The 23,878-nt window shown below is 50.6% G+C and carries 20 protein-coding genes; 14 read left to right on the forward strand and 6 right to left on the reverse strand.

Annotated elements, in window-relative coordinates; translation table 11 throughout:
• Positions 1–2: 2 nt before the first annotated feature.
• The 13 genes from atpD (at position 3) to phoU (ending at position 16,280) form a co-directional block, all read left to right on the forward strand.
• A complete protein-coding gene (gene atpD, locus QMN38_RS15270; protein ID WP_003023806.1) occupies positions 3–1,385 on the forward strand; it encodes a F0F1 ATP synthase subunit beta in 1,383 nt (460 codons plus the stop codon).
• A gap of 20 nt (positions 1,386–1,405) precedes the next feature.
• On the forward strand, positions 1,406–1,825 hold the full coding sequence (locus QMN38_RS15275) for a F0F1 ATP synthase subunit epsilon (RefSeq protein ID WP_005121460.1): 420 nt from the start codon (positions 1,406–1,408) through the stop codon (positions 1,823–1,825).
• Between the two features lie 658 nt (positions 1,826–2,483).
• Positions 2,484–3,854, forward strand: coding sequence for a bifunctional UDP-N-acetylglucosamine diphosphorylase/glucosamine-1-phosphate N-acetyltransferase GlmU (glmU, locus tag QMN38_RS15280; RefSeq protein ID WP_271442714.1), 1,371 nt, complete (start codon positions 2,484–2,486; stop codon positions 3,852–3,854).
• A 306-nt stretch (positions 3,855–4,160) separates the two neighbouring features.
• Positions 4,161–5,990, forward strand: coding sequence for a glutamine--fructose-6-phosphate transaminase (isomerizing) (gene glmS / locus QMN38_RS15285; protein WP_005121462.1), 1,830 nt, complete (start codon positions 4,161–4,163; stop codon positions 5,988–5,990).
• A 443-nt stretch (positions 5,991–6,433) separates the two neighbouring features.
• The gene (locus QMN38_RS15290; RefSeq protein ID WP_271455482.1) at positions 6,434–7,000 is read left to right on the forward strand and encodes a chaperone-usher fimbrial major subunit; all 567 of its coding nucleotides are present in this window, start codon (positions 6,434–6,436) and stop codon (positions 6,998–7,000) included.
• Positions 7,001–7,127: 127 nt separating this feature from the next.
• Positions 7,128–7,811: a fimbrial chaperone gene (locus QMN38_RS15295; protein ID WP_323605298.1), complete on the forward strand. Its 684-nt coding sequence runs from the start codon at positions 7,128–7,130 to the stop codon at positions 7,809–7,811.
• A 15-nt stretch (positions 7,812–7,826) separates the two neighbouring features.
• Positions 7,827–10,346, forward strand: a complete 2,520-nt coding sequence (locus tag QMN38_RS15300) for a fimbria/pilus outer membrane usher protein (RefSeq protein ID WP_271455480.1) — start codon at positions 7,827–7,829, stop codon at positions 10,344–10,346.
• Between the two features lie 10 nt (positions 10,347–10,356).
• Positions 10,357–11,445, forward strand: a complete 1,089-nt coding sequence (locus QMN38_RS15305) for a fimbrial protein (protein ID WP_323605299.1) — start codon at positions 10,357–10,359, stop codon at positions 11,443–11,445.
• 246 nt (positions 11,446–11,691) lie between these two features.
• The gene (pstS, locus tag QMN38_RS15310; protein ID WP_005121464.1) at positions 11,692–12,732 is read left to right on the forward strand and encodes a phosphate ABC transporter substrate-binding protein PstS; all 1,041 of its coding nucleotides are present in this window, start codon (positions 11,692–11,694) and stop codon (positions 12,730–12,732) included.
• A gap of 128 nt (positions 12,733–12,860) precedes the next feature.
• The gene (gene pstC / locus QMN38_RS15315; protein ID WP_048213782.1) at positions 12,861–13,820 is read left to right on the forward strand and encodes a phosphate ABC transporter permease PstC; all 960 of its coding nucleotides are present in this window, start codon (positions 12,861–12,863) and stop codon (positions 13,818–13,820) included.
• Positions 13,820–14,710, forward strand: coding sequence for a phosphate ABC transporter permease PstA (gene pstA / locus QMN38_RS15320; protein WP_271441445.1), 891 nt, complete (start codon positions 13,820–13,822; stop codon positions 14,708–14,710). The genes pstC and pstA overlap by 1 nt, the downstream gene beginning before the upstream one ends.
• A 46-nt stretch (positions 14,711–14,756) precedes the next feature.
• Entirely contained in the window at positions 14,757–15,530 is a 774-nt protein-coding gene (gene pstB, locus QMN38_RS15325) for a phosphate ABC transporter ATP-binding protein PstB (RefSeq protein ID WP_003023821.1), read from the forward strand.
• A gap of 24 nt (positions 15,531–15,554) precedes the next feature.
• Entirely contained in the window at positions 15,555–16,280 is a 726-nt protein-coding gene (gene phoU / locus QMN38_RS15330) for a phosphate signaling complex protein PhoU (RefSeq protein WP_006687755.1), read from the forward strand.
• A 123-nt stretch (positions 16,281–16,403) separates the two neighbouring features.
• On the opposite strand, the gene yieH is transcribed toward phoU, so the two are convergent.
• Positions 16,404–17,069 (reverse strand): 6-phosphogluconate phosphatase, encoded by a 666-nt coding sequence (yieH, locus tag QMN38_RS15335; protein ID WP_271441444.1) that lies wholly within the window; start codon positions 17,067–17,069, stop codon positions 16,404–16,406.
• A 167-nt stretch (positions 17,070–17,236) separates the two neighbouring features.
• Here yieH and QMN38_RS15340 point away from each other — a divergent pair, with 167 nt between their 5' ends.
• Positions 17,237–18,574 (forward strand): NCS2 family permease, encoded by a 1,338-nt coding sequence (locus QMN38_RS15340; protein WP_202037341.1) that lies wholly within the window; start codon positions 17,237–17,239, stop codon positions 18,572–18,574.
• A gap of 56 nt (positions 18,575–18,630) precedes the next feature.
• On the opposite strand, the gene QMN38_RS15345 is transcribed toward QMN38_RS15340, so the two are convergent.
• From QMN38_RS15345 to mnmE, 5 genes are all read right to left on the reverse strand, one after another.
• A complete protein-coding gene (locus QMN38_RS15345; protein WP_003827046.1) occupies positions 18,631–19,197 on the reverse strand; it encodes an NADPH-dependent FMN reductase in 567 nt (188 codons plus the stop codon).
• Between the two features lie 30 nt (positions 19,198–19,227).
• Positions 19,228–19,977: a 4'-phosphopantetheinyl transferase family protein gene (locus QMN38_RS15350; protein ID WP_271449743.1), complete on the reverse strand. Its 750-nt coding sequence runs from the start codon at positions 19,975–19,977 to the stop codon at positions 19,228–19,230.
• Between the two features lie 166 nt (positions 19,978–20,143).
• On the reverse strand, positions 20,144–21,103 hold the full coding sequence (gene yidZ, locus QMN38_RS15355) for an HTH-type transcriptional regulator YidZ (RefSeq protein WP_101742130.1): 960 nt from the start codon (positions 21,101–21,103) through the stop codon (positions 20,144–20,146).
• Positions 21,072–22,253: an MFS transporter gene (locus tag QMN38_RS15360; RefSeq protein WP_271441440.1), complete on the reverse strand. Its 1,182-nt coding sequence runs from the start codon at positions 22,251–22,253 to the stop codon at positions 21,072–21,074. Before QMN38_RS15360 ends, yidZ begins: the two co-directional genes overlap by 32 nt.
• A 163-nt stretch (positions 22,254–22,416) precedes the next feature.
• Positions 22,417–23,781 carry a tRNA uridine-5-carboxymethylaminomethyl(34) synthesis GTPase MnmE gene (mnmE, locus tag QMN38_RS15365; RefSeq protein ID WP_271441439.1) on the reverse strand — a complete coding sequence of 455 codons (1,365 nt, stop codon included), beginning with the start codon at positions 23,779–23,781 and terminating at the stop codon, positions 22,417–22,419.
• Positions 23,782–23,878 lie beyond the last annotated feature (97 nt).

The raw sequence follows: 23,878 nt of genomic DNA on the forward strand, positions 1-23,878 counted from the left end.
AGATGGCTACTGGAAAAATTGTCCAGGTAATCGGCGCCGTGGTTGACGTCGAATTCCCTCAGGATGCCGTACCGCGCGTGTACGATGCTCTTGAGGTTATGAATGGTAAAGAGAGCCTGGTGCTGGAAGTTCAGCAGCAGCTCGGCGGCGGTATCGTACGTACCATCGCCATGGGTTCTTCCGACGGTCTGCGTCGTGGTCTGGAAGTTAAAGACCTCGAACACCCGATCGAAGTCCCGGTAGGTAAAGCAACTCTGGGTCGTATCATGAACGTTCTGGGTCACCCGATCGACATGAAAGGCGATATCGGTGAAGAAGAGCGTTGGGCTATCCACCGCGCAGCACCTTCCTATGAAGAGCTGTCCAGCTCTCAGGAACTGCTGGAAACCGGCATCAAAGTTATCGACCTGATGTGTCCGTTCGCTAAGGGCGGTAAAGTTGGTCTGTTCGGTGGTGCGGGTGTAGGTAAAACCGTAAACATGATGGAGCTGATCCGTAACATCGCGATCGAGCACTCCGGTTACTCTGTGTTTGCGGGTGTGGGTGAACGTACTCGTGAGGGTAACGACTTCTACCACGAAATGACCGACTCCAACGTTCTGGATAAAGTATCCCTGGTTTATGGCCAGATGAACGAGCCGCCGGGAAACCGTCTGCGCGTTGCGCTGACCGGTCTGACCATGGCTGAGAAATTCCGTGACGAAGGTCGTGACGTACTGCTGTTCGTCGATAACATCTATCGTTACACCCTGGCCGGTACGGAAGTATCCGCACTGCTGGGTCGTATGCCATCAGCGGTAGGTTACCAGCCGACCCTGGCGGAAGAGATGGGTGTTCTGCAGGAACGTATCACTTCTACCAAAACCGGTTCTATCACCTCCGTTCAGGCGGTATACGTACCTGCGGATGACTTGACTGACCCATCCCCAGCAACCACCTTTGCTCACTTGGATGCAACCGTGGTACTGAGCCGTCAGATCGCTTCTCTGGGTATTTACCCGGCAGTTGATCCGCTGGACTCCACCAGCCGTCAGCTGGATCCGCTGGTTGTTGGTCAGGAACACTATGACACTGCGCGTGGCGTACAGTCCCTGCTGCAGCGTTATCAGGAACTGAAAGACATCATCGCCATCCTGGGTATGGATGAACTGTCTGAAGAAGATAAACTGGTGGTAGCTCGTGCGCGTAAGATCCAGCGCTTCCTGTCCCAGCCGTTCTTCGTTGCGGAAGTATTCACCGGTTCTCCGGGTAAATACGTTTCCCTGAAAGACACCATCCGTGGCTTTAAAGGCATCATGGAAGGCGAATACGACCACCTGCCAGAGCAGGCGTTCTACATGGTTGGTTCTATCGACGAAGCCGTAGAAAAAGCCAAAAAACTTTAACGCCTTAATCGGAGGGTGATATGGCAATGACTTACCACCTGGACGTCGTCAGCGCAGAGCAACAAATGTTCTCTGGTCTGGTCGAAAAAATCCAGGTAACGGGTAGTGAAGGTGAACTGGGTATTTTCCCGGGTCACGCACCGCTGCTCACCGCCATTAAGCCTGGTATGATCCGCATCGTTAAACAGTTCGGTCATGAAGAGTTTATCTATCTGTCCGGCGGCATTCTTGAAGTGCAGCCTGGCAACGTGACCGTACTGGCTGATACCGCGATTCGCGGTCAGGATCTCGATGAAGCGAGAGCCCTGGAAGCGAAACGCAAGGCTGAAGAGCATATTAAGAGCTCTCATGGTGACGTGGATTACGCTCAGGCATCTGCGGAACTGGCCAAAGCGATCGCGAAACTGCGCGTTATCGAGTTGACCAAAAAAGCGATGTAACACCGGCTTGAAAATACGAAAACCAGTCTGCTAGCAGGCTGGTTTTTTTTTGCCTGTGTTTTAGATATTTTGAAACTGAAAAGGTGTTTTGATTTTATGTGATCTGCATCACATAACTATTGATCGATTAAAAAATGAAGCGTAGACTTGTTTTTGTGATATATGTCACATAATTAACTCAGATAAAAACAGGATACCAACATGAAATTGTTCAACAAAATCATCGCCCTTTTCAGCAGTATGGACGTTTAGTCATACCTGTCTGTTATGTGGCGCGAGGCTTCACATCGTTGAGAGCAAGCGCCATTTATTTAGCTCCTTACCCTCTTGTTTGTACACTCCTCCTCTCCCCCTAATTGTTACCTTCTCCATTTTTCTGCTTGTCACTGAATCATATAAAAAAATCGTGCGTTGCTTACCCAATTCTTTATTCATGGGGCAAAAAAATAGCAAAAACATTAACCTAAGGCTTTAATAAGAGCATGCTCCTGGTTTTTGGGAGACAAAAGGCGCCGATATAGTCGAAAATAGTGAGTTAATAGTTAGGGATTTTCCCCTATTGAACGTTTTATCTTCGGCCCATTTCATGATGAAAAAAATGTAGTATTTTCAATGTGAAAGGGTATAAATTCGTTCTCAAATGACAGTCAGGATGTGTATGTTGAATAATGCTATGAGCGTCGTGATCCTTGCCGCAGGCAAAGGTACACGTATGTATTCCGATCTTCCTAAAGTGCTGCACACTCTCGCAGGAAAAGCGATGGTGCAGCATGTTATTGATGCCGCTAATGAATTAGGCGCAACTCATGTACACCTGGTCTACGGGCATGGTGGTGATTTGCTTCAGCAGACGTTGAAAGATGGCAATCTGAACTGGGTTCTGCAGGCAGAGCAGTTGGGAACCGGTCATGCAATGCAGCAGGCTGCACCGTTCTTTGGTGATGACGAAGACATTTTAATGCTTTATGGCGATGTGCCGTTAATCTCCACCGAAACGTTACGCCGCCTGCGCGATGCTAAACCTCAGGGTGGTATTGGCTTATTAACCGTAAAACTGGACGACCCAACCGGCTATGGGCGCATTACGCGTGATAACGGCAAAGTTACTGGCATCGTTGAGCACAAAGATGCGACCGACGAGCAACGCCAGATCCAGGAAATTAACACCGGCATCCTGATTGCCAATGGCGCTGATATGAAGCGCTGGTTGTCTAAACTGACCAACAACAACGTGCAGGGTGAATATTACATCACCGATATCATTGCGATGGCGTACCAGGAAGGTCGCGAAATTGCTGCGGTACATCCGGCACGTATTAGCGAAACCGAAGGGGTGAATAACCGTCTTCAGTTATCCCGTCTTGAACGTGTCTATCAGTCCGAACAAGCAGAGAAACTGCTGTTAGCAGGCGTTATGCTGCGCGATCCAGCACGTTTTGATCTTCGCGGTTCGCTTATTCACGGGCGCGATGTTGAAATTGATACTAACGTTATCATTGAAGGCAACGTAACCCTTGGCGATCGCGTCAAGATTGGTACTGGCTGCATTATCAAAAACAGCGTAATTGGCGATGGCTGTGAGCTTAGCCCGTACAGCGTGGTGGAAGATGCCCATCTGGAAGCGGCCTGTACAATCGGGCCTTTTGCGCGTCTGCGCCCAGGCGCTGAGCTGCTGGAAGGTGCGCACGTGGGTAACTTCGTCGAAATGAAAAAAGCGCGTCTGGGTAAAGGTTCTAAAGCGGGTCATCTGACGTATCTCGGCGACGCTGAAATTGGCGATAACGTGAATATCGGCGCGGGTACGATTACCTGTAACTACGATGGCGCTAATAAGTTTAAAACCATTATTGGCGATGATGTTTTTGTCGGTTCTGATACTCAGCTGGTGGCTCCCGTCACCGTGGGTAAAGGCGCGACGATCGCTGCCGGAACCACAGTGACGCGTAATATTGCTGATAACGAACTCGTATTAAGCCGTGTACCTCAGGTCCATAAACAGGGCTGGCAGCGCCCGGTGAAGAAGAAGTAATAATTTTTGCCTGATGGCGGTTTTGCCTTATCCGGCCTACGTGCGGCGACGTTTTGTAGGTTAATAAGTGCTTACGCTATCAGGCAGACAGGAGATGAGGGGATAACATAATCCTCCACTCTAAAAGCAGTACCTATAAAAATAACCCCACTCTCTACAAGGCTCGGGGCACCCGGAATACGGGGATTACCCAAAGTTTTTCGTGCTGTAGCAAGCGTAACCAACGTAGCTACGGAGTGAAAGACGAAGGGGAAACAGGTTGACCGACAACGACAGGCACAATGCCTAAATTCGGAATCAAAAAATATGTGTGGAATTGTTGGCGCTATCGCGCAGCGTGATGTAGCTGAAATCCTTCTCGAAGGTTTACGTCGTCTGGAATATCGTGGTTATGACTCAGCCGGCCTGGCTGTTGTTGATGCTGAAGGTAACATGACCCGTCTGCGTCGTCTGGGTAAAGTTCAGATGCTGACTGCTGCAGCGGAAGAACATCCGTTACACGGTGGTACGGGTATCGCCCACACCCGCTGGGCAACACATGGCGAACCTTCAGAAGCGAACGCGCATCCGCATGTTTCTGAGCACATTGTGGTGGTGCATAACGGCATCATCGAAAACCATGAACCGCTGCGTGAAATGTTGAAAGCGCGTGGTTACACCTTCGTATCTGAAACGGACACCGAAGTGATTGCTCACCTGGTGCACTGGGAGCTGGAACAGGGCGGTACACTGCGTGAAGCGGTACTGCGTACTATTCCGCAATTGCGCGGCGCATACGGTACGGTGATTATGGATACCCGTAATCCTGAAACACTGCTGGCGGCGCGTTCTGGTAGCCCGCTGGTTATCGGTCTGGGCATGGGTGAAAACTTTATCGCTTCCGACCAGCTGGCGCTGCTGCCGGTAACCCGTCGCTTTATCTTCCTGGAAGAAGGTGATATCGCCGAGGTAACGCGTCGTTCAGTCTCTATTTTTGACAAGACTGGCGCTGAAGTAAAACGTCAGGATATTGAATCTAATCTGCAATATGACGCGGGCGAAAAAGGTATTTATCGCCACTACATGCAGAAAGAGATCTATGAGCAACCGAACGCGATTAAAAATACGCTGACCGGGCGTATCAGTCATGGCGAAGTGGATTTAAGTGAGCTTGGTCCTAATGCCAACGCGTTGCTGTCTCAGGTTGAGCATATCCAGATTATTGCCTGCGGTACGTCATATAACTCAGGCATGGTATCCCGTTACTGGTTTGAGTCGCTGGCTGGCATTCCCTGTGATGTGGAAATTGCTTCTGAGTTCCGTTATCGCAAATCCGCTGTGCGTCGTAACAGTCTGATGATTACCCTGTCTCAGTCCGGTGAAACGGCGGATACCCTGGCGGGTCTGCGCTTATCTAAAGAGCTGGGCTATCTGGGGTCGCTGGCAATCTGTAACGTTCCTGGCTCTTCTCTGGTTCGTGAATCTGACCTGGCGATGATGACAAATGCCGGGACCGAAATCGGCGTGGCCTCAACGAAAGCATTTACCACCCAGCTGACAGTTCTGTTGATGCTGGTGGCGAAGCTGTCTCGTCTGAAAGGGCTGGATGCGTCTATTGAACAAGAGATTGTTCACGGGTTGCAGGCGCTGCCGAGCCGTATTGAGCAGATGCTGTCACAGGACAAACGTATTGCTGCACTGGCGGAAGACTTCTCTGACAAACACCATGCACTGTTCCTTGGTCGTGGTGATCAGTACCCTATTGCGCTGGAAGGCGCCCTGAAGCTGAAAGAGATTTCTTATATTCACGCAGAAGCGTATGCCGCTGGTGAACTGAAGCATGGTCCGCTGGCGCTGATTGACGCTGATATGCCGGTTATCGTGGTTGCACCGAACAATGAGTTGCTGGAAAAACTGAAATCCAACATTGAAGAAGTGCGTGCCCGTGGCGGCCAGTTGTACGTCTTCGCTGATCAGGATGCAGGATTTATCAGTAATGAAAATATGCACATCATCGAGATGCCGCATGTGGAAGAGGTGATTGCACCGATCTTCTATACCGTTCCGCTGCAGTTGCTTGCGTATCACGTCGCGCTGATTAAAGGTACTGACGTGGATCAGCCGCGTAACCTGGCAAAATCGGTTACTGTTGAATAAATTTTTGTTGTAAACCTTAAAGGGAGTTGCCGTAATGGTAACTCCCTTTTTTTGTTTAAAAACAGAACAGTCGCATTAAATGTTCATTTTTTGGTGGAATAAATAGTACTTGTTGTTTGTCAGTTGTATTTGTTAAAAATAGTAAGCTATAAAATCTGTTGTGAATAAATTTATTCTGAAAAAATGCTTTGTTAATGTTATTCTGAATGGCGACGTGTGTTATCATTTGTTTTATATATAATGTGATGTCGCTATGTTATTGGAAATATATCAGATTATTCAATTATTCCTTCCGGTACTTTATTTAATATAAATTAAATAAGCTTATTTGTACTTGTGAACTCTATTTTCCCCGCAGTATGATCTCCCTGTTTTAACTGGAGTAATATTAATCCTATTTATTAAATTGATAGAATATTAAAGTTTATATAATGGAGTTTATAATGGAAGGAAAATTGACCGTTCGTGCTTTACTGCTCTCCTCATTAATATTTACGGGTCAGGTAATGGCTGCGGATGGGACTGTACATTTTCTCGGTGAGATCGTTGACAGTACCTGTGAGGTGACTACCGATACAAAAGATCAGGTTGTTGAGCTAGGTAAAGTTAATAAAACCTCATTTTCTGGTGTGGATAGTACCGCTGCACCAGCATCATTTAGCATCAAGCTGGAAAAATGTCCTGAGACTTACACGAAAGCAGCTGTTCGCTTTGATGGTACAGAGGTTGGTGATGGCAATCTGGCTATTGGCAACCCGTTAACGGATGTCACGCCTGGCGACTATACTGGGGATGCCGCTGATCCACTGGTTGCTACTGGCGTCGGGATTCGTATTTATAACCGTGACGATAACTCTCAGGTTAAACTGTTTAATGATTCATCCTGGTCAAATATTCAGTCAGGTGAGGTGGAGTTAAAGTTTATTGCTCGTTATATTCAGGTTGCTGATGCTGTGACGGCAGGAACCGCGAATGCCGACTCTCAGTTTACCGTTGAATATCAAAAATAAATAATCCTGAACGTATTTATTATCAGGCAGTAGAGCCTGTTATATGGTGATGGTGTTATTACGTTATCTGTTAATTGATTAGTAATGGAATCATTAATATTTCGGGCTCTTTTTTAAGGATGAAAAGATGTTTTGGCGTATCCTTTTGGCGTTGCTGACTGTTACCTTTCTCTCGCAGGTAAATGCCGGTATTGTAGTTGGTGGAACACGGTTGATTTATCCTGGCGATAAGTCAGATGTTACTCTCTCCGTATTTAATAAAGAAACTAAAACGCCTTACCTGCTTCAGGTCTGGGTTGATCCTTTTGATAAAAAAGACAAAACAAAACCACCTTTTATCGCTATTCCTCCCGTTTCCCGACTGGAACCTGGACAGGAAAAAGTTTTACGCATTATCAAATCACCGGGAGAGTTACCGGGCGATCGCGAATCCGTTTTTTGGTTAAACGTGAAGAGTATTCCACCCACTGCTGGTGATAAAAGCCAGGGGGGTAGCACGCTGGAAATTGCTATTAAAGCTCGAATTAAACTGTTCTGGCGCCCTGCGTCAGTCAACTTAATCCCGGAACGAGCGGCTAAAGAGATTCTATTCAGCCGCCAGGGTAATAAGCTAATCGTCAAAAACCCAACAGCGATTCACGTCAATATCATGGACGTGCTTGTGAATGGAAAAGATGTGCCTCTCAATATGATCCCACCCTTTACAACATTAACGCTGGTGATGCCTTCAGGAACAGCGGGGAGCACGTTGACCTGGAGATTTATCAATGATTACGGGGCGATAAGTGCGCCGTTAAAGCAACAGCTATAACGAAGGATAACGCCAATGTGTCATCTTCGTTATGTCGATATCTTTTTTGGCTGTGCCGCTTTGGGGTTTTCTCAGATCGTTATGGCACAAGATACCGTTTTTAACCCCGCCTTGCTTGAAATCGATCACCCCATGAATGTGGATATTCGCCAGTTCGATCGCCAGAATGCGTTACCGCCCGGCGAGTATAAGGTGGATGTATTTATCAACGACCGGTTATTTGAAAGCCGTACGATATCTTTTGTTCAGGATGCGGCAGGCGCGACACTTCATCCCTGTTTTGTTGATGTAAAGGAGGCGCTGAGAGCTTTTGGGGTAAAAGTAGATGCGCTGAAATCACTCACTCAAATCGATGAGAAACAGTGTCGGGATCCTGAACCGTTAATCCCCGGTTCGCAATGGGTGCTGGATGGCGAGAAGTTAGCGCTGCGTATCAATATTCCACAGCTTTATCTCGATCTTGCCGCGCGAGATTACATTCCCCCTTCTCGTTGGGATGAGGGGATTAACGCGCTAATGGTGAACTATGATTTCTCCGGGAGTAAAACACTACGATCTGATTATCAGGATGATGACTATTACTACCTGAACCTGCAAAACGGTCTCAATCTGGGTGCCTGGCGTTTGCGCAACTACAGCACGCTCAACACGACGGATGGCCAGGCCAGCTATCATTCGGTTTCGTCATATATCCAGCGCGATATAGCGGCACTGCGTAGCCAGATAATGCTGGGTGATGCCTGGACGGCCAGTGATATTTTCGACAGCGCCCAGATTCGCGGCATTCGTCTATATACCGATGCGGATATGCTGCCAGATAGTATGAACGGCTTTGCTCCTACGGTTCGCGGTATCGCAAAAAGCAATGCGACCGTCATTATCCGACAAAGCGGATATGTCATTTATCAGTCCGCTGTGCCACAGGGTGCTTTTGAGATTACCGATCTGAGTACGGCGAATACGGGCGGCGATCTGGATGTTACGGTTAAAGAAGAAGATGGCAGTGAGCAGCACTTTACACAGCCGTATGCCTCTCTGGCGATCTTAAAGCGTGAAGGGCAAACAGATGTGGATTTCAGCGTTGGTGAACTGCGTGCGGAGGACCATTTTACACCGAATGTCGCTCAGGGGCAGATTCTGCACGGTCTGCCGTGGGGAATGACTATTTATGGTGGTGCACAACTGGCGAATGATTATCGTGCGCTGGCGCTTGGCGTAGGCAAGGATTTAGGGGCGTTGGGGGCACTCTCGTTTGATGTTACCCATGCGCACGCATATTTTGCGGCTGGTGATGACGAAACTGGGCAATCGTATCGCTTTCTCTATTCCAAGCGTTTTGATGAAACAGATACTAACTTTCGGCTGGTGGGATATCGCTATTCCACAAAGGGATACTACACGCTTAACGAATGGGCATCGCGACAAAACGATGCCAGCGATTTTTGGGTTTATGGTAACCGCCGCAGCCGTGTAGAAGGGACGTGGACGCAAAATTTTGGTCAGCAAGGCGGCAATGTATATATCACCCTTAGCCGGCAGCAGTACTGGCAAACGGATGAGGTCGAACGTCTTGTGCAAATGGGATACAGCAATACCTGGCATCGTGTCTCATGGAGCATCTCATGGAATTATTCCGATTCACTTGACCATTATTCCACTTCAACAAACACCAACAACAGCAACGCCAGCAAAGAACAGATTTATATGTTCACCGTCTCTGTTCCGTTGTCAGGATGGATGGACGGCAGCTATGTGGATTACTCCCTGAATCAGGATAATCATGGTAACAGCACCCACAGTGTCGGTCTTGGCGGCTCGTTACTTGAAGGGCGCAACCTCTCCTGGAATCTGCAACAGTCTTATGACAACAGTGGTTCCAGCTACAACGGCAATATGAGTCTGGCCTATGACGGTACTTATGGCTCGGTTAATGGTGCTTATGCCTGGAGTCAGGAGACTGAACGCTTTAGCTACGGTGTTAAAGGTGGCGTGATGCTCCACGGTGATGGCATTACATTGTCGCAAGAACTGGGTGAAACGGTAGCACTGGTACAGGCTCCCGGTGCGGAGGGTCTGAAGGTTGAGAATACGACAGGTGTGGCGACGGACTGGCAAGGCTACACCGTGAAGACGCAATTAACGCCATATGATGAAAACCGTGTCGCTATCGACAGTGATTATTTTTCACAGGCTAACGTTGAGTTGGATAACACCGTAGTTAACGTCGTGCCAACGCGTGGTGCCGTTGTGAAGGCTGCATTTACGACGCATGTTGGTTATCGAATTTTATTTGATGCGCGCCTGGCTGGCGGAAAAGCGGTTCCTTTTGGTGCCATTGCTACGGCTCAACTGGACTCCGGTGTAGTCACTGGAATTGTTGGTGATAATGGTGAGTTATACCTTGCCGGGATGCCGGAAAAAGGGGACTTCCAGTTGGTCTGGGGAGAAGGGGGCGCAAAACGCTGTCATGCGGCATACCAGGTTGATCAACAGGGAATGAATGGACTAATTCAGGTTCCAGTAACCTGCCAGTGAGAAGGATATCATGATGAAAACAGGGTATTACGCCTACTGTGTGGCGTTATTTTTGATGGGAACGTCGACTGGCTATGCGGCTGTTGCGGGAACGTGTGAAACAACATCCGGTACGCATATACTTAGTCTGACTTTCCCACTGACACAAGTCTCCGCGGATAAAAATGTAGCGGGAACGACGTTGATGAATGTGGCCGATGCGACTTCCAGTGAAAGTTATAATATCCAGTGTACCTGCGATGTGGCGCATCGTGATGGGACGTATCACGAAATTTACTATACCGCCGATCCTGCACCTGGCATGGTCTATAGCCAAACGACTAATGGGTTATCTTTTTACTCCCTTAATGATTATCTGGATGTGGGTACAAAAATTTATATCATAAATGCGGGTTATACCGGCGTGCCTTTTGAGAATGTCTCTAATCAGGTTGCGGCGACAACTTCGCACACCTGTGAAGGGATGAGTACAAATGCGAAAAGCGTCACTCTCGATACAGGCACCGACGCCCGACTCTCCTTCCATCTGAAGCACTCTATTACTGGTGTAGTGGTCATTCCTTCAACAGATATTGCTGTGCTATATGCCGGGCTTTCCAGTACCTCGTCGCGGGGCGATATTATCGCGAAGGTCAGAATTAAAGGAAGTTTGGTGGCTCCGCAGTCCTGTACGATCAACGGTGGACAAGATATTACCGTGGATTTTGATGCCATCCCGGCGTCTGATTTTTCTCAGGTGGCCGGGCAGGCTATTACCACGCGCAAAATCACTAAAATGGTGGATGTCGAGTGCACCGGCATGGGCGACGACAGAACGCAGGGTGTAGATGTTTCATTCAATGCCACTGAGCTGGGCAGCGATAGTTCAATAATGGCAACCAGCAATGAAGACGTGGGGATTAAGATCTACAACAAAAACAATGTGGCTATTGATGTTAACGGTGGATCGCTGCCAACAGATATGGACCGAACCACACTGTTAGGACATAAAAATGGTTCAGTGACCTTTTCGGCGGCGCCTGCCAGCCTGACGGGCTCCCGACCAAAACCGGGCATATTTACCGCAACGGCAACACTGACTATTGAATTCACTAACTAACCCATCAGCGGCTGTTTATGACAGCCGTTGTCATATTTCCCCTTCGGAACCTGACCTTCCTCAAAAAAAACATGATAAAAAATGAACGCCTTGTGAATTAATGGCTATATTTTTCATGTGGTTACAATCATCTATTTCGTTGTCATAAAACTGTCATATTTCGTACATTTAACTGTCACCTGTTTGTCCTATTTTGCTCATCGTAGCCACTAAACAATGATTTACGAAAATCTTGCAGGAGACATTATGAAAGTTATGCGTACCACTGTCGCAACTGTTGTCGCCGCGACCTTATCTATGAGCGCGTTCTCTGCCTTTGCTGCAGCGAGCCTGACAGGTGCTGGTGCAACTTTTCCTGCGCCAGTGTATGCCAAATGGGCTGATACTTATCAGAAAGAGACCGGTAGCAAAGTAAACTACCAGGGTATCGGCTCCTCCGGTGGTGTAAAACAAATTACCGCAAATACCGTTGATTTCGGTGCATCAGATGCGCCGTTATCTGACGAGAAGTTGGCTCAGGAAGGCCTGTTCCAGTTCCCGACAGTGATCGGCGGTGTGGTGCTGGCGGTGAATATCCCTGGCCTGAAGTCCGGTGAGCTGGTGCTTGACGGTAAAACCTTGGGCGATATCTACCTCGGCAAAATTAAGAAGTGGGATGATGAAGCCATCACCAAACTGAACCCGGGTCTGAAGCTGCCTTCTCAGAACATTGCCGTTGTGCGTCGTGCAGATGGTTCCGGTACCTCCTTCGTCTTCACCAGCTACCTGGCGAAAGTGAACGAAGAGTGGAAATCTAAAATTGGCGCAGGCTCTACCGTGAACTGGCCGACCGGTCTGGGCGGTAAAGGTAACGACGGTATCGCTGCGTTCGTACAGCGTCTGCCAGGCTCTATCGGCTACGTTGAGTATGCTTATGCTAAGCAGAACAACCTGGCATACACCAAACTGGTTTCTGCTGATGGCAAACCGGTAAGCCCGACAGAAGAAAACTTTGCCAATGCGGCTAAAGGTGCTGACTGGAGCAAAACCTTCGCTCAGGATCTGACGAACCAGAAAGGTGACAATGCGTGGCCAATCACTTCCACCACCTTCATCCTGGTTCATAAAGAGCAGAAGAAACCAGAGCAAGGCGTTGAAGTGCTGAAATTCTTTGACTGGGCATATAAAAATGGCGGCAAACAGGCTAATGACCTGGATTACGCCAGCTTGCCGGACAGCGTGGTTGAGCAGATTCGTGCTGCATGGAAGACCAACGTGAAAGACAGCAGCGGTAAAGCGCTGTACTAACAGGATATTTTTGACGAAGATGGCGGGTGGCGCTGGTGCTTTCCCGCCCTACGGTTCATCCTGTAGGCCCGGTAAGCGCCAGCGCCACCGGGCATATTCGTAAGACGTCTCAAACAGAAGAGTGATTTATGGCTGCAACCAAGCCTGCTTTTAACCCACCGGGTAAAAAGGGTGACATGATATTCAGCGCGCTGGTAAAACTGGCTGCGCTGATTGTGCTATTGATGTTGGGTGGCATTATTGTCTCTCTGATCATCTCCTCCTGGCCAAGCATCCAGAAATTTGGCTTCTCATTCCTTTGGACCAAAGACTGGGATGCGCCAAATGATATCTACGGCGCACTGGTACCGATTTACGGTACGTTGGTCACCTCACTTATCGCACTGCTGATCGCCGTTCCGGTGAGTTTCGGCATTGCTTTGTTCCTGACGGAACTTGCACCTGGCTGGCTTAGACGCCCGCTGGGTATCGCTATTGAGCTGCTGGCGGCGATCCCGAGTATCGTTTACGGCATGTGGGGCCTGTTTATCTTTGCCCCGTTGTTTGCGACGTATTTCCAGGAGCCGGTCGGTAATATTCTTTCCAACATTCCGTTTGTTGGCGCACTGTTTGCTGGCCCTGCATTTGGTATCGGTATTCTGGCTGCTGGTGTGATCCTCGCCATCATGATCATCCCGTACATTGCGGCGGTTATGCGTGATGTGTTCGAGCAAACGCCGGTACTGATGAAAGAGTCAGCTTACGGTATTGGCTGTACTACCTGGGAAGTTATCTGGCGTATCGTTCTGCCGTTCACTAAAAACGGTGTCATTGGCGGCGTAATGCTGGGGCTTGGCCGCGCGTTGGGCGAAACCATGGCGGTGACCTTTATCATCGGTAACACCTACCAACTCGACAGCGCATCGCTGTATATGCCGGGCAACAGTATCACCTCTGCGCTGGCAAACGAATTTGCTGAAGCGGAATCGGGTCTGCATGTTGCGGCACTGATGGAACTGGGTCTGATCCTGTTTGTGATCACCTTCATCGTACTGGCAGCGTCTAAGTTCATGATCATGCGCCTTGCGAAAAACGAGGGGGCACGCTAATGGCTACGCTGGAAATGCAAAACACCGCCGCACTGGCAGAATCACGCCGTAAAATGCAGGCGCGTCGACGTCTGAAGAACCGCATCGCGCTGACGCTCTCGATGGCGACGATGGCATTTGGTCTGTTCTGGCTTATCTGGATCCTGATGTCCACGATTACCCGTGGCATTGACGGTATGTCGCTGGCACTGTTCACCGAAATGACCCCGCCGCCGAACACCGCGGGTGGTGGTCTGGCGAACGCGCTTGCCGGTAGCGGACTGTTAATTCTGTGGGCGACCGTGTTTGGTACACCGCTCGGTATTATGGCGGGCATCTACCTGGCGGAATACGGACGTAAGTCCTGGCTGGCTGAAGTCATCCGCTTTATCAACGATATCCTGTTGTCTGCACCATCGATTGTGGTCGGTCTGTTCGTTTACACCATCGTGGTGGCAAAAATGGAACACTTCTCCGGCTGGGCGGGCGTGATTGCGCTGGCGCTGCTGCAGGTACCTATCGTTATTCGTACCACTGAGAACATGCTCAAACTGGTGCCGGATAGTCTGCGAGAAGCCGCCTATGCGTTGGGTACACCAAAGTGGAAGATGATTTCCGCGATCACCCTGAAGGCGTCTGTGTCGGGCATTATTACCGGTATTCTGCTGGCAATTGCCCGTATTGCTGGTGAAACGGCTCCGCTGCTGTTTACGTCGCTCTCCAACCAATTCTGGAGCACTGACATGATGCAGCCAATCGCCAACCTGCCGGTCACTATCTTTAAGTTTGCGATGAGCCCATTTGCTGAATGGCAGCAACTGGCCTGGGCTGGGGTACTGATTATTACCCTGTGCGTACTGCTGCTGAACATTCTGGCGCGTGTGATTTTCGCGAAGAAGAAACACGGTTAATTTTTACGGCGTGGCTGATGCGGCGCCGGATGAGGAAGAGATTGAAATGAGTATGGTTGATACTGCCCCAGGTAAGATTCAGGTTCGTGATTTGAACTTCTACTATGGCAAATTCCATGCCCTGAAGAACATCAACCTGGATATTGCGAAGAACCAGGTAACGGCGTTTATCGGGCCGTCAGGCTGTGGTAAATCAACGCTGCTGCGTACCTTCAACAAAATGTTTGAACTGTACCCGGAGCAGCGTGCGGAAGGTGAAATCCTGTTGGATGGTGACAATATTCTCACCAATACCCAGGATATCGCGCTGCTGCGTGCCAAAGTCGGCATGGTTTTCCAGAAGCCAACGCCGTTTCCGATGTCTATCTACGACAACATCGCGTTTGGCGTGCGTCTGTTTGAGAAGCTTTCCCGTGCCGATATGGACGAGCGCGTGCAGTGGGCGTTGACCAAAGCCGCATTGTGGAATGAAACCAAAGATAAATTACACCAGAGCGGATACTCTCTCTCCGGTGGTCAGCAGCAGCGTTTGTGCATTGCGCGTGGTATCGCCATTCGCCCGGAAGTGCTTCTGCTTGATGAACCGTGTTCAGCGCTTGACCCGATCTCCACCGGGCGTATTGAAGAGCTGATCACTGAGCTGAAAGAGGATTACACCGTCGTTATCGTCACCCACAACATGCAGCAGGCTGCGCGTTGTTCTGACCATACGGCGTTTATGTACCTGGGCGAGTTGATTGAGTTCAGCAACACGGACGATCTGTTCACCAAACCCGCGAAGAAACAAACAGAAGACTACATTACTGGCCGCTACGGTTGATATGCCCGGGCATCTGGAGAAATGATGGATAACCTTAACCTTAATAAACATATTTCCGGTCAGTTCAACGCTGAACTGGAGAGCATTCGTACCCAGGTGATGACTATGGGCGGCATGGTTGAGCAGCAGCTTTCTGATGCGATTACCGCCATGCACAATCAGGACAGCGATCTGGCGAAGCGCGTCATTGAGGGCGATAAAAACGTCAACATGATGGAAGTGGCGATTGATGAAGCCTGCGTGCGTATCATCGCCAAACGTCAGCCGACAGCGAGCGACCTGCGCCTGGTGATGGCGATCATCAAAACCATCGCTGAGCTGGAGCGTATTGGTGACGTCGCGGATAAAATCTGCCGTACTGCGCTGGAGAAATTCTCCCAGCAGCATCAACCGCTGTTGGTCAGTCTGGAGTCGCTGGGCCGTCACACCGTGCAGATGCTGCACGACGTGTTGGATGCCTTTGCGCGTATGGATCTGGATGAAGCGGTACGTATCTACCGTGAAGATAAGAAAGTCGACCAGGAATATGAAGGCATTGTGCGCCAGTTGATGACCTACATGATGGAAGACCCGCGCACCATTCCAAGCGTGCTGACCGCGCTGTTTTGCGCGCGTTCTATCGAGCGTATCGGTGACCGTTGTCAGAATATCTGCGAATACATTTTCTACTTCGTGAAGGGGCAAGATTTCCGTCACGTGGGCGGGGATGAGCTGGATAAGCTGCTGGCGGGTAAAGATCCGAAGGAATAAGCGGCTTGTTGCGTTCGCCGGGATCCCCCGGCGTCGCTATTGTAGGCCGGATAAGGCGTTAAGCCGCATCCGGCATTCTGCGCCATTCGCCCGGTGGCGCATGCTTACCGGGCCTACAAAAAATTACCGCGTAATATCCCAACCCCGCGCCTTCCACAATTCCGGCAACTGTGCCAAATCGGTAAAGGTCGTCACTTTAGGATGATCGATCGGTTTGTTGTGCGGATCGGCGCAGAAGTAAAAAACCTCCATTCCTGCAGCAATCCCCGCCTGGGCACCCGCACTGGAGTCATCGACCAGGATACAATTCTCAACGTTGACGTTCATCGCTTTCGCCGCATGGAACATCAGTGCCGGGTCAGGCTTCCAGCGCTGAATATCATAACCGCTGAACAGTAAATCAGGAAAATGATGCAACATGCCCAGCTTACCCAATGAATGCTGCATTTTGCTGACCGGACCGTTAGACACCACGCACATTGGCACAGCCATGCTGTCCAGCAGTGTGTTCGCACCAGCAATGACTTCCAGCTCGGTATCGAACAGACGTGCGACCTCAGCACGGTAAACCGGTTCTAACTCGGCTTTTGCCAGTTCGACACCGTGTTCTTCGTTAATAATGTCGATGATTTCGTAGAGCTTTACCCCCTTGAAGCGTTTAAACGTCTCTTCAAGATCGAGCGTAATGCCGAACGCCTGGAACATGCTGACATACGCGCGAGAACAAATTACTTCACTGTCGACAAGGGTACCGTCACAGTCAAAAAATACGGCTTCTATCTGGGACATGTCATTTCCATTTTAACAAGTTTAACGTTTTCGTAATGCATATTGGGGGGACGCAATCGTTGCCGTATAAGCAAAATCAATGAAAAAAGTTGCTCATAACCCAACCCTATTGTCGCATTTTGGTATAGGATAGCGACGAATTTTCCCTCCTTGTTCGGAAATTGATAATGAGTCAACAACACACAACCCAGGCTTCTGGCCAGGGGATGCTGGAACGCGTGTTCAAACTGCGCGAGCATGGCACGACGGCACGGACCGAAGTGATCGCCGGTTTAACCACCTTCCTGACGATGGTGTATATCGTTTTTGTTAACCCGCAAATTCTTGGCGTAGCTGGCATGGACACCAGCGCCGTCTTTGTTACCACCTGTCTTATTGCTGCATTTGGTAGCATCCTGATGGGGCTGTTTGCCAACCTGCCGGTTGCACTGGCACCTGCCATGGGGCTGAACGCATTCTTTGCCTTCGTGGTGGTCGGTGCGATGGGGCTGTCATGGCAGATTGGTATGGGCGCGATCTTCTGGGGCGCAATTGGTCTGCTGCTGCTGACGATTTTCCGCGTACGCTACTGGATGATTGCGAATATCCCGGTCAGTCTGCGCGTGGGCATCACCAGCGGTATCGGCCTGTTCATCGGCATGATGGGGCTGAAAAATGCCGGTGTTATTGTTGCGAACAAAGACACGCTGGTTTCCATCGGTAACCTGACTTCCCATAGCGTGCTGTTGGGGATTCTGGGATTCTTTATCATCGCGATTCTGGCATCACGCAACATTCACGCGGCAGTGCTGATCTCCATTATTGTGACCACGCTGTTAGGATGGATGTTGGGTGATGTTCATTACAGCGGTATCGTTTCTGCGCCGCCGAGCGTCACGTCTGTTATTGGTCATGTTGACCTGGCGGGTTCATTTAACATTGGTCTGGCGGGCGTTATTTTCTCGTTCATGCTGGTGAACCTGTTTGACTCCTCCGGTACGTTGATTGGCGTCACAGATAAAGCGGGTTTGGCAGATGCCAAGGGCAAGTTCCCGCGCATGAAGCAGGCTCTGTTTGTCGATAGCGTGTCGTCTGTTACCGGTGCGTTTATCGGCACTTCTTCCGTTACCGCATATATTGAATCCTCTTCCGGGGTTTCTGTCGGTGGACGTACAGGTCTGACAGCCGTGGTTGTCGGTCTGCTGTTCCTGCTGGTTATCTTCCTGTCACCGTTGGCGGGAATGGTGCCGGGCTATGCCGCAGCGGGTGCGCTGATTTACGTGGGCGTATTGATGACGTCCAGCCTGTCGCGCGTGAAGTGGGATGATCTGACTGAAGCTGTTCCGGCGTTTATTACCGCTGTGATGATGCCGTTTAGCTTCTCCATCACTGAAGGCATCGCGCTGGGCTTTATTTCCTACTGCGTGATGAAAATTGGTACTGGCCGTTTCCGCGATCTCAGCCCGTGCGTCATCGTTGTTGCGCTGCTGTTTGTGTTGAAGATTGTGTTTATCGACGCGCATTAATCGCTGTCTATTCGACCATAGCAAAACAAGCCCAGCATATCGCTGGGCTTTTTCTTTTACGCTTTTACGCGCTGAATATAATCACCGAACGCGGTCAGTTGGCCAGTCAGATGGTCCAGCGTGCTTTGGTCGATCACTTCACCGGTCTGCGGGTCTACTTTATTCTGAATAACGCCGCCCATAAACTCTGGCTTGTTCATCACCATCGCATCGAGGAATACCAGAATTTGGCGCAGATGATACTGACAGCGAGCGCCGCCAATGGCGCCCATTGAGCTGGTCTGGATTAGCACCGGTTTGCCTGATAATGGTTGATCGGGCAGACGAGACAGCCAGTCGATGGCGTTTTTCAGCCCGCCAGGAACAGAATAGTTGTATTCCGGCGTGACGATAACGACGCCATCAGCCTTCCTGATTTGTTCCGCCAGCGCTTCTACACTTGCCGGAAACCCCTCTTCCTGCTGAAGGTCGGCATCGTACAGAGGAATATCCCCAATCGACGGTAACGCATTCACTTCCATCCCCGCGGGGGCAATTTTTGGCAGCGTACGGGCAACCATTCCATTAAACGAACCCTTGCGCAGGCTCCCCAGTAACGTAACAACATTCAATGTTTCAGACATGGTTACTCCTGTTTCATCATGAAGGTTAAATCAGTTAAGCGTATGGCTTTTTGCTGCGGATAATTGTGAAAACCGGATCAGGCGACCCGTTGGCTCATTCGCGCGGGTCTGGATATCAGGCAAGCTTTTCCAGTCCTGTTTACCATCAAACTCCCAAACCTTGAGTTTTTCAATGGTTGGCGTGACCGCGACCGACCACACCAGCACATCTTCGGCATCGCAAATGGCTTCTATCTGCGTAACGTGAGCACATCTCAGACGGCCCGCACCCGGTAATAGCTGGAGTTCACGTGGATCGTCATTGCACACGTCGCCAGTGAGCTTGAGAACGCTCTGGCGTAACGTAATGAGTTGAGCACGTGCTTCATTGGGGTCGTTTTGGTTATTGATCCACAGATTTTCGTTGCTGGAAAAGCGGTAGGTTTCTGTAGCATTCGGGGTATGGAACCCGCGGGTTGCTCGCTGAAGCTCCATATCCAGGCCGCATGAACCCTCTGTAGTAATCGCGACGCCGACGATATTCCCGGCATAGGAAATCGAAAAACCAGGCAGGTTTTTATCGCGAAAAATGGGTTTCCCTTTCGCCTCGGTAACAATCTCAGGCAATGTGCTGGTGCCGTAAAGCATAAACATCAGTTCAGCGAGAAGGCTTCGGGAGGCCAGAAAGCGTGTTCGGCGGTGAGTGGGTAGATTTCTTGCTTCAAAATGACATGGAGTAGGGAGACGAACTGAAACCAGGTGTCCCTCCGTAAGAATCCCTCTGGCAAAATGTGTCGCCATTTTTCGCTCCGTGATTAATGGTCCGTGATTATTATCAGAGTAACATTTACGCAGCTTATAGGCAGGCTTTACTGCCCAAAAAGTAAACGGAATCGGGATACATTACGCGACATTTACATTTCCACAGCCAGGGAGGTCAATAAAACAACAATATAGCAAAGGATCTTCATGACATCTCGCGATAGAGTGCCTTGATCGTCTCTTTCAGCCATACGATCTTAGGATTGTGGCTGTTGCGTTTATGCCAAAGGAGGGTGAACGGTACGCGCATTTTTTCCAGTTGCGCAGCATCAAAAGGCATTGGACGTGCCACGAGCGGAAGCTGGTGGAGTTGGTTGTAACGCTGACAATAGACCGGGGCGGTGGCTATTAATGCGTGATCGGGCTGCGCGGCCATAAACAGCGATTGCTCAAAGCCCGGGAGACACAATGCGATGTTACGCGCACGCCCCATCTCCTGAAGCACATCGTCCAGTGCCCAGGTGTCGCTCTGCTCCCAGCTAATGCTGATATGGGGATAGCGCAGGAATGTTTCCAGATTCCACTCTTCCTGCAATGCCGGATGGTCTTCACGTAACCAGACGCAGGGGAGATCGGAAAACAGGACCTCGTGGTCGATCGATAACGGTAGCAGACTCAGCAATTCTCGTGAGCGCGGGTGACTTTCACGCCCGGTAAAGCCGATATCGACCTCGCCACGGATAATGGCATCCAGCGAATCGTAATCCCAGTTGCGCACTTTGATCGTTGCCTGTGGATAACGCTGGTAGATCTGTTGGGAGAGCGCGTTAAACATGATCATCACCAGCGGCGTTTCAGCCACCAAATCAAACTTCAGCCCACGTGGTGCTTCATGGTGTGGCTTATCGAGCAATTGATTGCCCATCTGCATCCACTCCGCCAGGCTCTGTTCCATGTTGAGCATCAGCGGCGTTGGTGTTAGCCCCAGCGGGGTGTTAACAAACAACGGATCGTCAAACCAGGCCCTCAGCTTCGACAGCGATTTGCTGACCGCCGACGGCGTGACGTTCATCCGTTTGGCGGTTTTAGTGACACTGCGTTCCTGCATCAACAACTGCAGGCAGAGCAGCAAATTAAGATCGAGACTGCTGAGGGATTTCTTCATGAGTTGGCGTGGACCGGTTTGGTGCAACAGTGATAATCAGCATGATACTCACTATGCTACAGCCAATCAGAATCCCGATCAGCATATTCAGCGCATCGAGACCGAGGATGGCGGCCAACCAAATCCATAACGATGAACCGCAAACCTGGGCAATGCCTAATGCCGAGCTGGCGACGCCTGCGCGCAGCGAGAATGGCCCCAGCGCCTGGCTCATGGCAACGCCGAAACCGACTGAGAATCCGGCGCAGATTAAGGTTAACCCGAACAACGTTACAGCGTGCGTACTGGCAAGGGTTAACACGATGCCCGCTGCCAGGAACAATACCTGTGAAGTCAGCATCAGGATGCGGGGTTTAAAAATGCTCAGTGCGAATGGCGTTGAGAAGGAGACCGCCATACTGACACCCGCGGTCATCGCCATTGTCGTGGCGTACTCACCGCGGTCAAAACCCATCACTTCCATCAGCAGCACCGGAGAGGTATTCACAAAGGTCAGGATGACCGACACGCTGAGGGTGGTAATTGCCAGGCGGCTAAGGAAAAAGCGGTTTACCAGTGATTCGGTGGTTTGGTTCTTTTGCACAGATGCCGGGAGCGTCGTTGGGCGCGATTCTCGCAGGATAAACACTGATAGCAGGCAAACGACCACACCCATACCCATCATCGTGTAGAACAGGCTCTGCCAGGGGTATTTGAGCATAATCAGATGCCCCATCACCGGAGCCAGTACCGGCACGATACAAGTGATACCGTTTAGCAGCGACAGCACCTTCGCACGGCGGCGATCGTCGAGTGTATCGCGCAGGATGGCGAAGGCCACCACGTAGCAGCAACCTGCCCCGATGCCCTGAACAAAACGGCCGACCAGGAACGGCGTACCGCTCTCGGCGAATGAACATAAGGCCGAGGCGATAATAAAGATCACCGCACCGACAATGGCGACCGGTTTACGACCCGACTGGTCAGCAATTTTACCGGCGAACAACATTGCCGTCGCCATCCCCGCCAGGTAGACCGAGAACGCGATATGCAACTGAGCCTCGCTGGCTTGTAAATCGGCAGCAATACGGGGCAATCCCACCAGATACATATCAATCCCGGCGGGATAAAGGAGAACCAGGGCAAAACTGCAGATTAGAAAGCGTGTCATAGCGACCTCATGAGGAAAGTGGCGCTAAGAATACGGGGAGAGGAATGTCTGTGCGAGTTGCCATTTGGACAACAGTGATTTCCTTATGGGAAATCACTGTTGCCGTATCCGGCCTACGGGGCCTGTAGGCCCGGTAAGCATCGTGCCACCGGGTAACACATCGTTATTTACCAATACAGAAGCTGGAGAAAATCCGCCCCAGCAGATCGTCGGAAGTAAATTCTCCAGTTATCTCACTGAGGTTTTGCTGTGCAAGGCGCAACTCCTCTGCTAACAACTCTCCGGCCCATGCTCCTAATAGCTGCGCTTTACCCTGCTGAAGATGTTCCGCTGCTTCTGCCAGTGCCTGCAGATGACGACGACGCGCCAGGAAGCCGCCTTCCATATTGGTTTCAAAGCCCATGCTCTGTTTGAGATGGTTGCGCAATACGTCAACACCTTCGCCGGTACGCGCGGAGAGGCGAACCAGTGAGTGGCCATTTACTTCGCTGAGACCCAGCGTTTCACCCGTGATATCCGCTTTGTTACGCACGACGGTAATCGGCAGTTTTGCAGGTAAACGCGCAATAAAGTCTGGCCAGATGTCTGCGGGGTCAACCGCGTCGGTGGTGGTGCCATCAACCATAAACAGTACGCGGTCAGCCTGTTCGATCTCCTGCCAGGCGCGTTCAATACCAATGCGTTCAACTTCGTCACTGGCGTCGCGCAGACCGGCGGTATCGATGATGTGCAACGGCATACCGTCGATATGGATATGCTCACGCAGCACGTCGCGGGTGGTGCCGGCGATATCGGTGACAATAGCTGCTTCACGGCCAGCGAGGGCGTTCAACAGACTTGACTTACCGGCGTTAGGACGCCCGGCAATCACCACTTTCATGCCTTCGCGTAGCAGGCTGCCCTGACGTGCTTCGGCACGCACGGCATCAAGATCGGCTATTACGCTATTGAGCTGGGCTTCAATCTTGCCGTCAGACAGGAAGTCAATTTCCTCATCAGGAAAATCGATCGCAGCCTCCACATAGATGCGCAGGTGAGTGAGTGCTTCCACAAGATGATTGACTCGTGCAGAAAACGCACCCTGTAAGGAATTTAGCGCCGAGCGTGCCGCCTGCTCAGAGCTGGCGTCGATCAGATCGGCAATTGCTTCAGCCTGGGCTAAATCGAGCTTATCGTTAAGAAATGCGCGCTCGGAGAACTCACCCGGTCTGGCAATGCGCAGGCCGGGAATGGTCAGAATACGTTTAAGCAGCAGATCGAGAATGACCGGACCGCCGTGACCCTGAAGCTCTAAGACGTCTTCACCGGTAAAGGAGTTCGGGCCAGGGAACCACAGCGCAATCCCCTGATCCAGCACGCTGCCATCCGCGTCTTTAAATGGCAGGTAGTCGGCATAACGCGGTTTTGGCAGTTTACCCAGTACGGTTTCGGCGACCTCGCGGGCTTTCAGGCCGGAGATGCGCAGAATACCCACACCACCACGTCCCGGTGGGGTTGCCTGAGCGACGATGGTGTCGTTATGGCTCATGATATGTCTCTTTGTCATGCAATAAAAAAGGCGGTCTAATGACCGCCCTTTGCTTTATGTTCCGTTTGCCGGATGGCGGTTTCGCCTAATCCGGCCT

This window comes from Citrobacter sp. R-1.5.2, assembly GCF_035064245.1.
Classification (GTDB): Bacteria; Pseudomonadota; Gammaproteobacteria; order Enterobacterales; family Enterobacteriaceae; genus Citrobacter.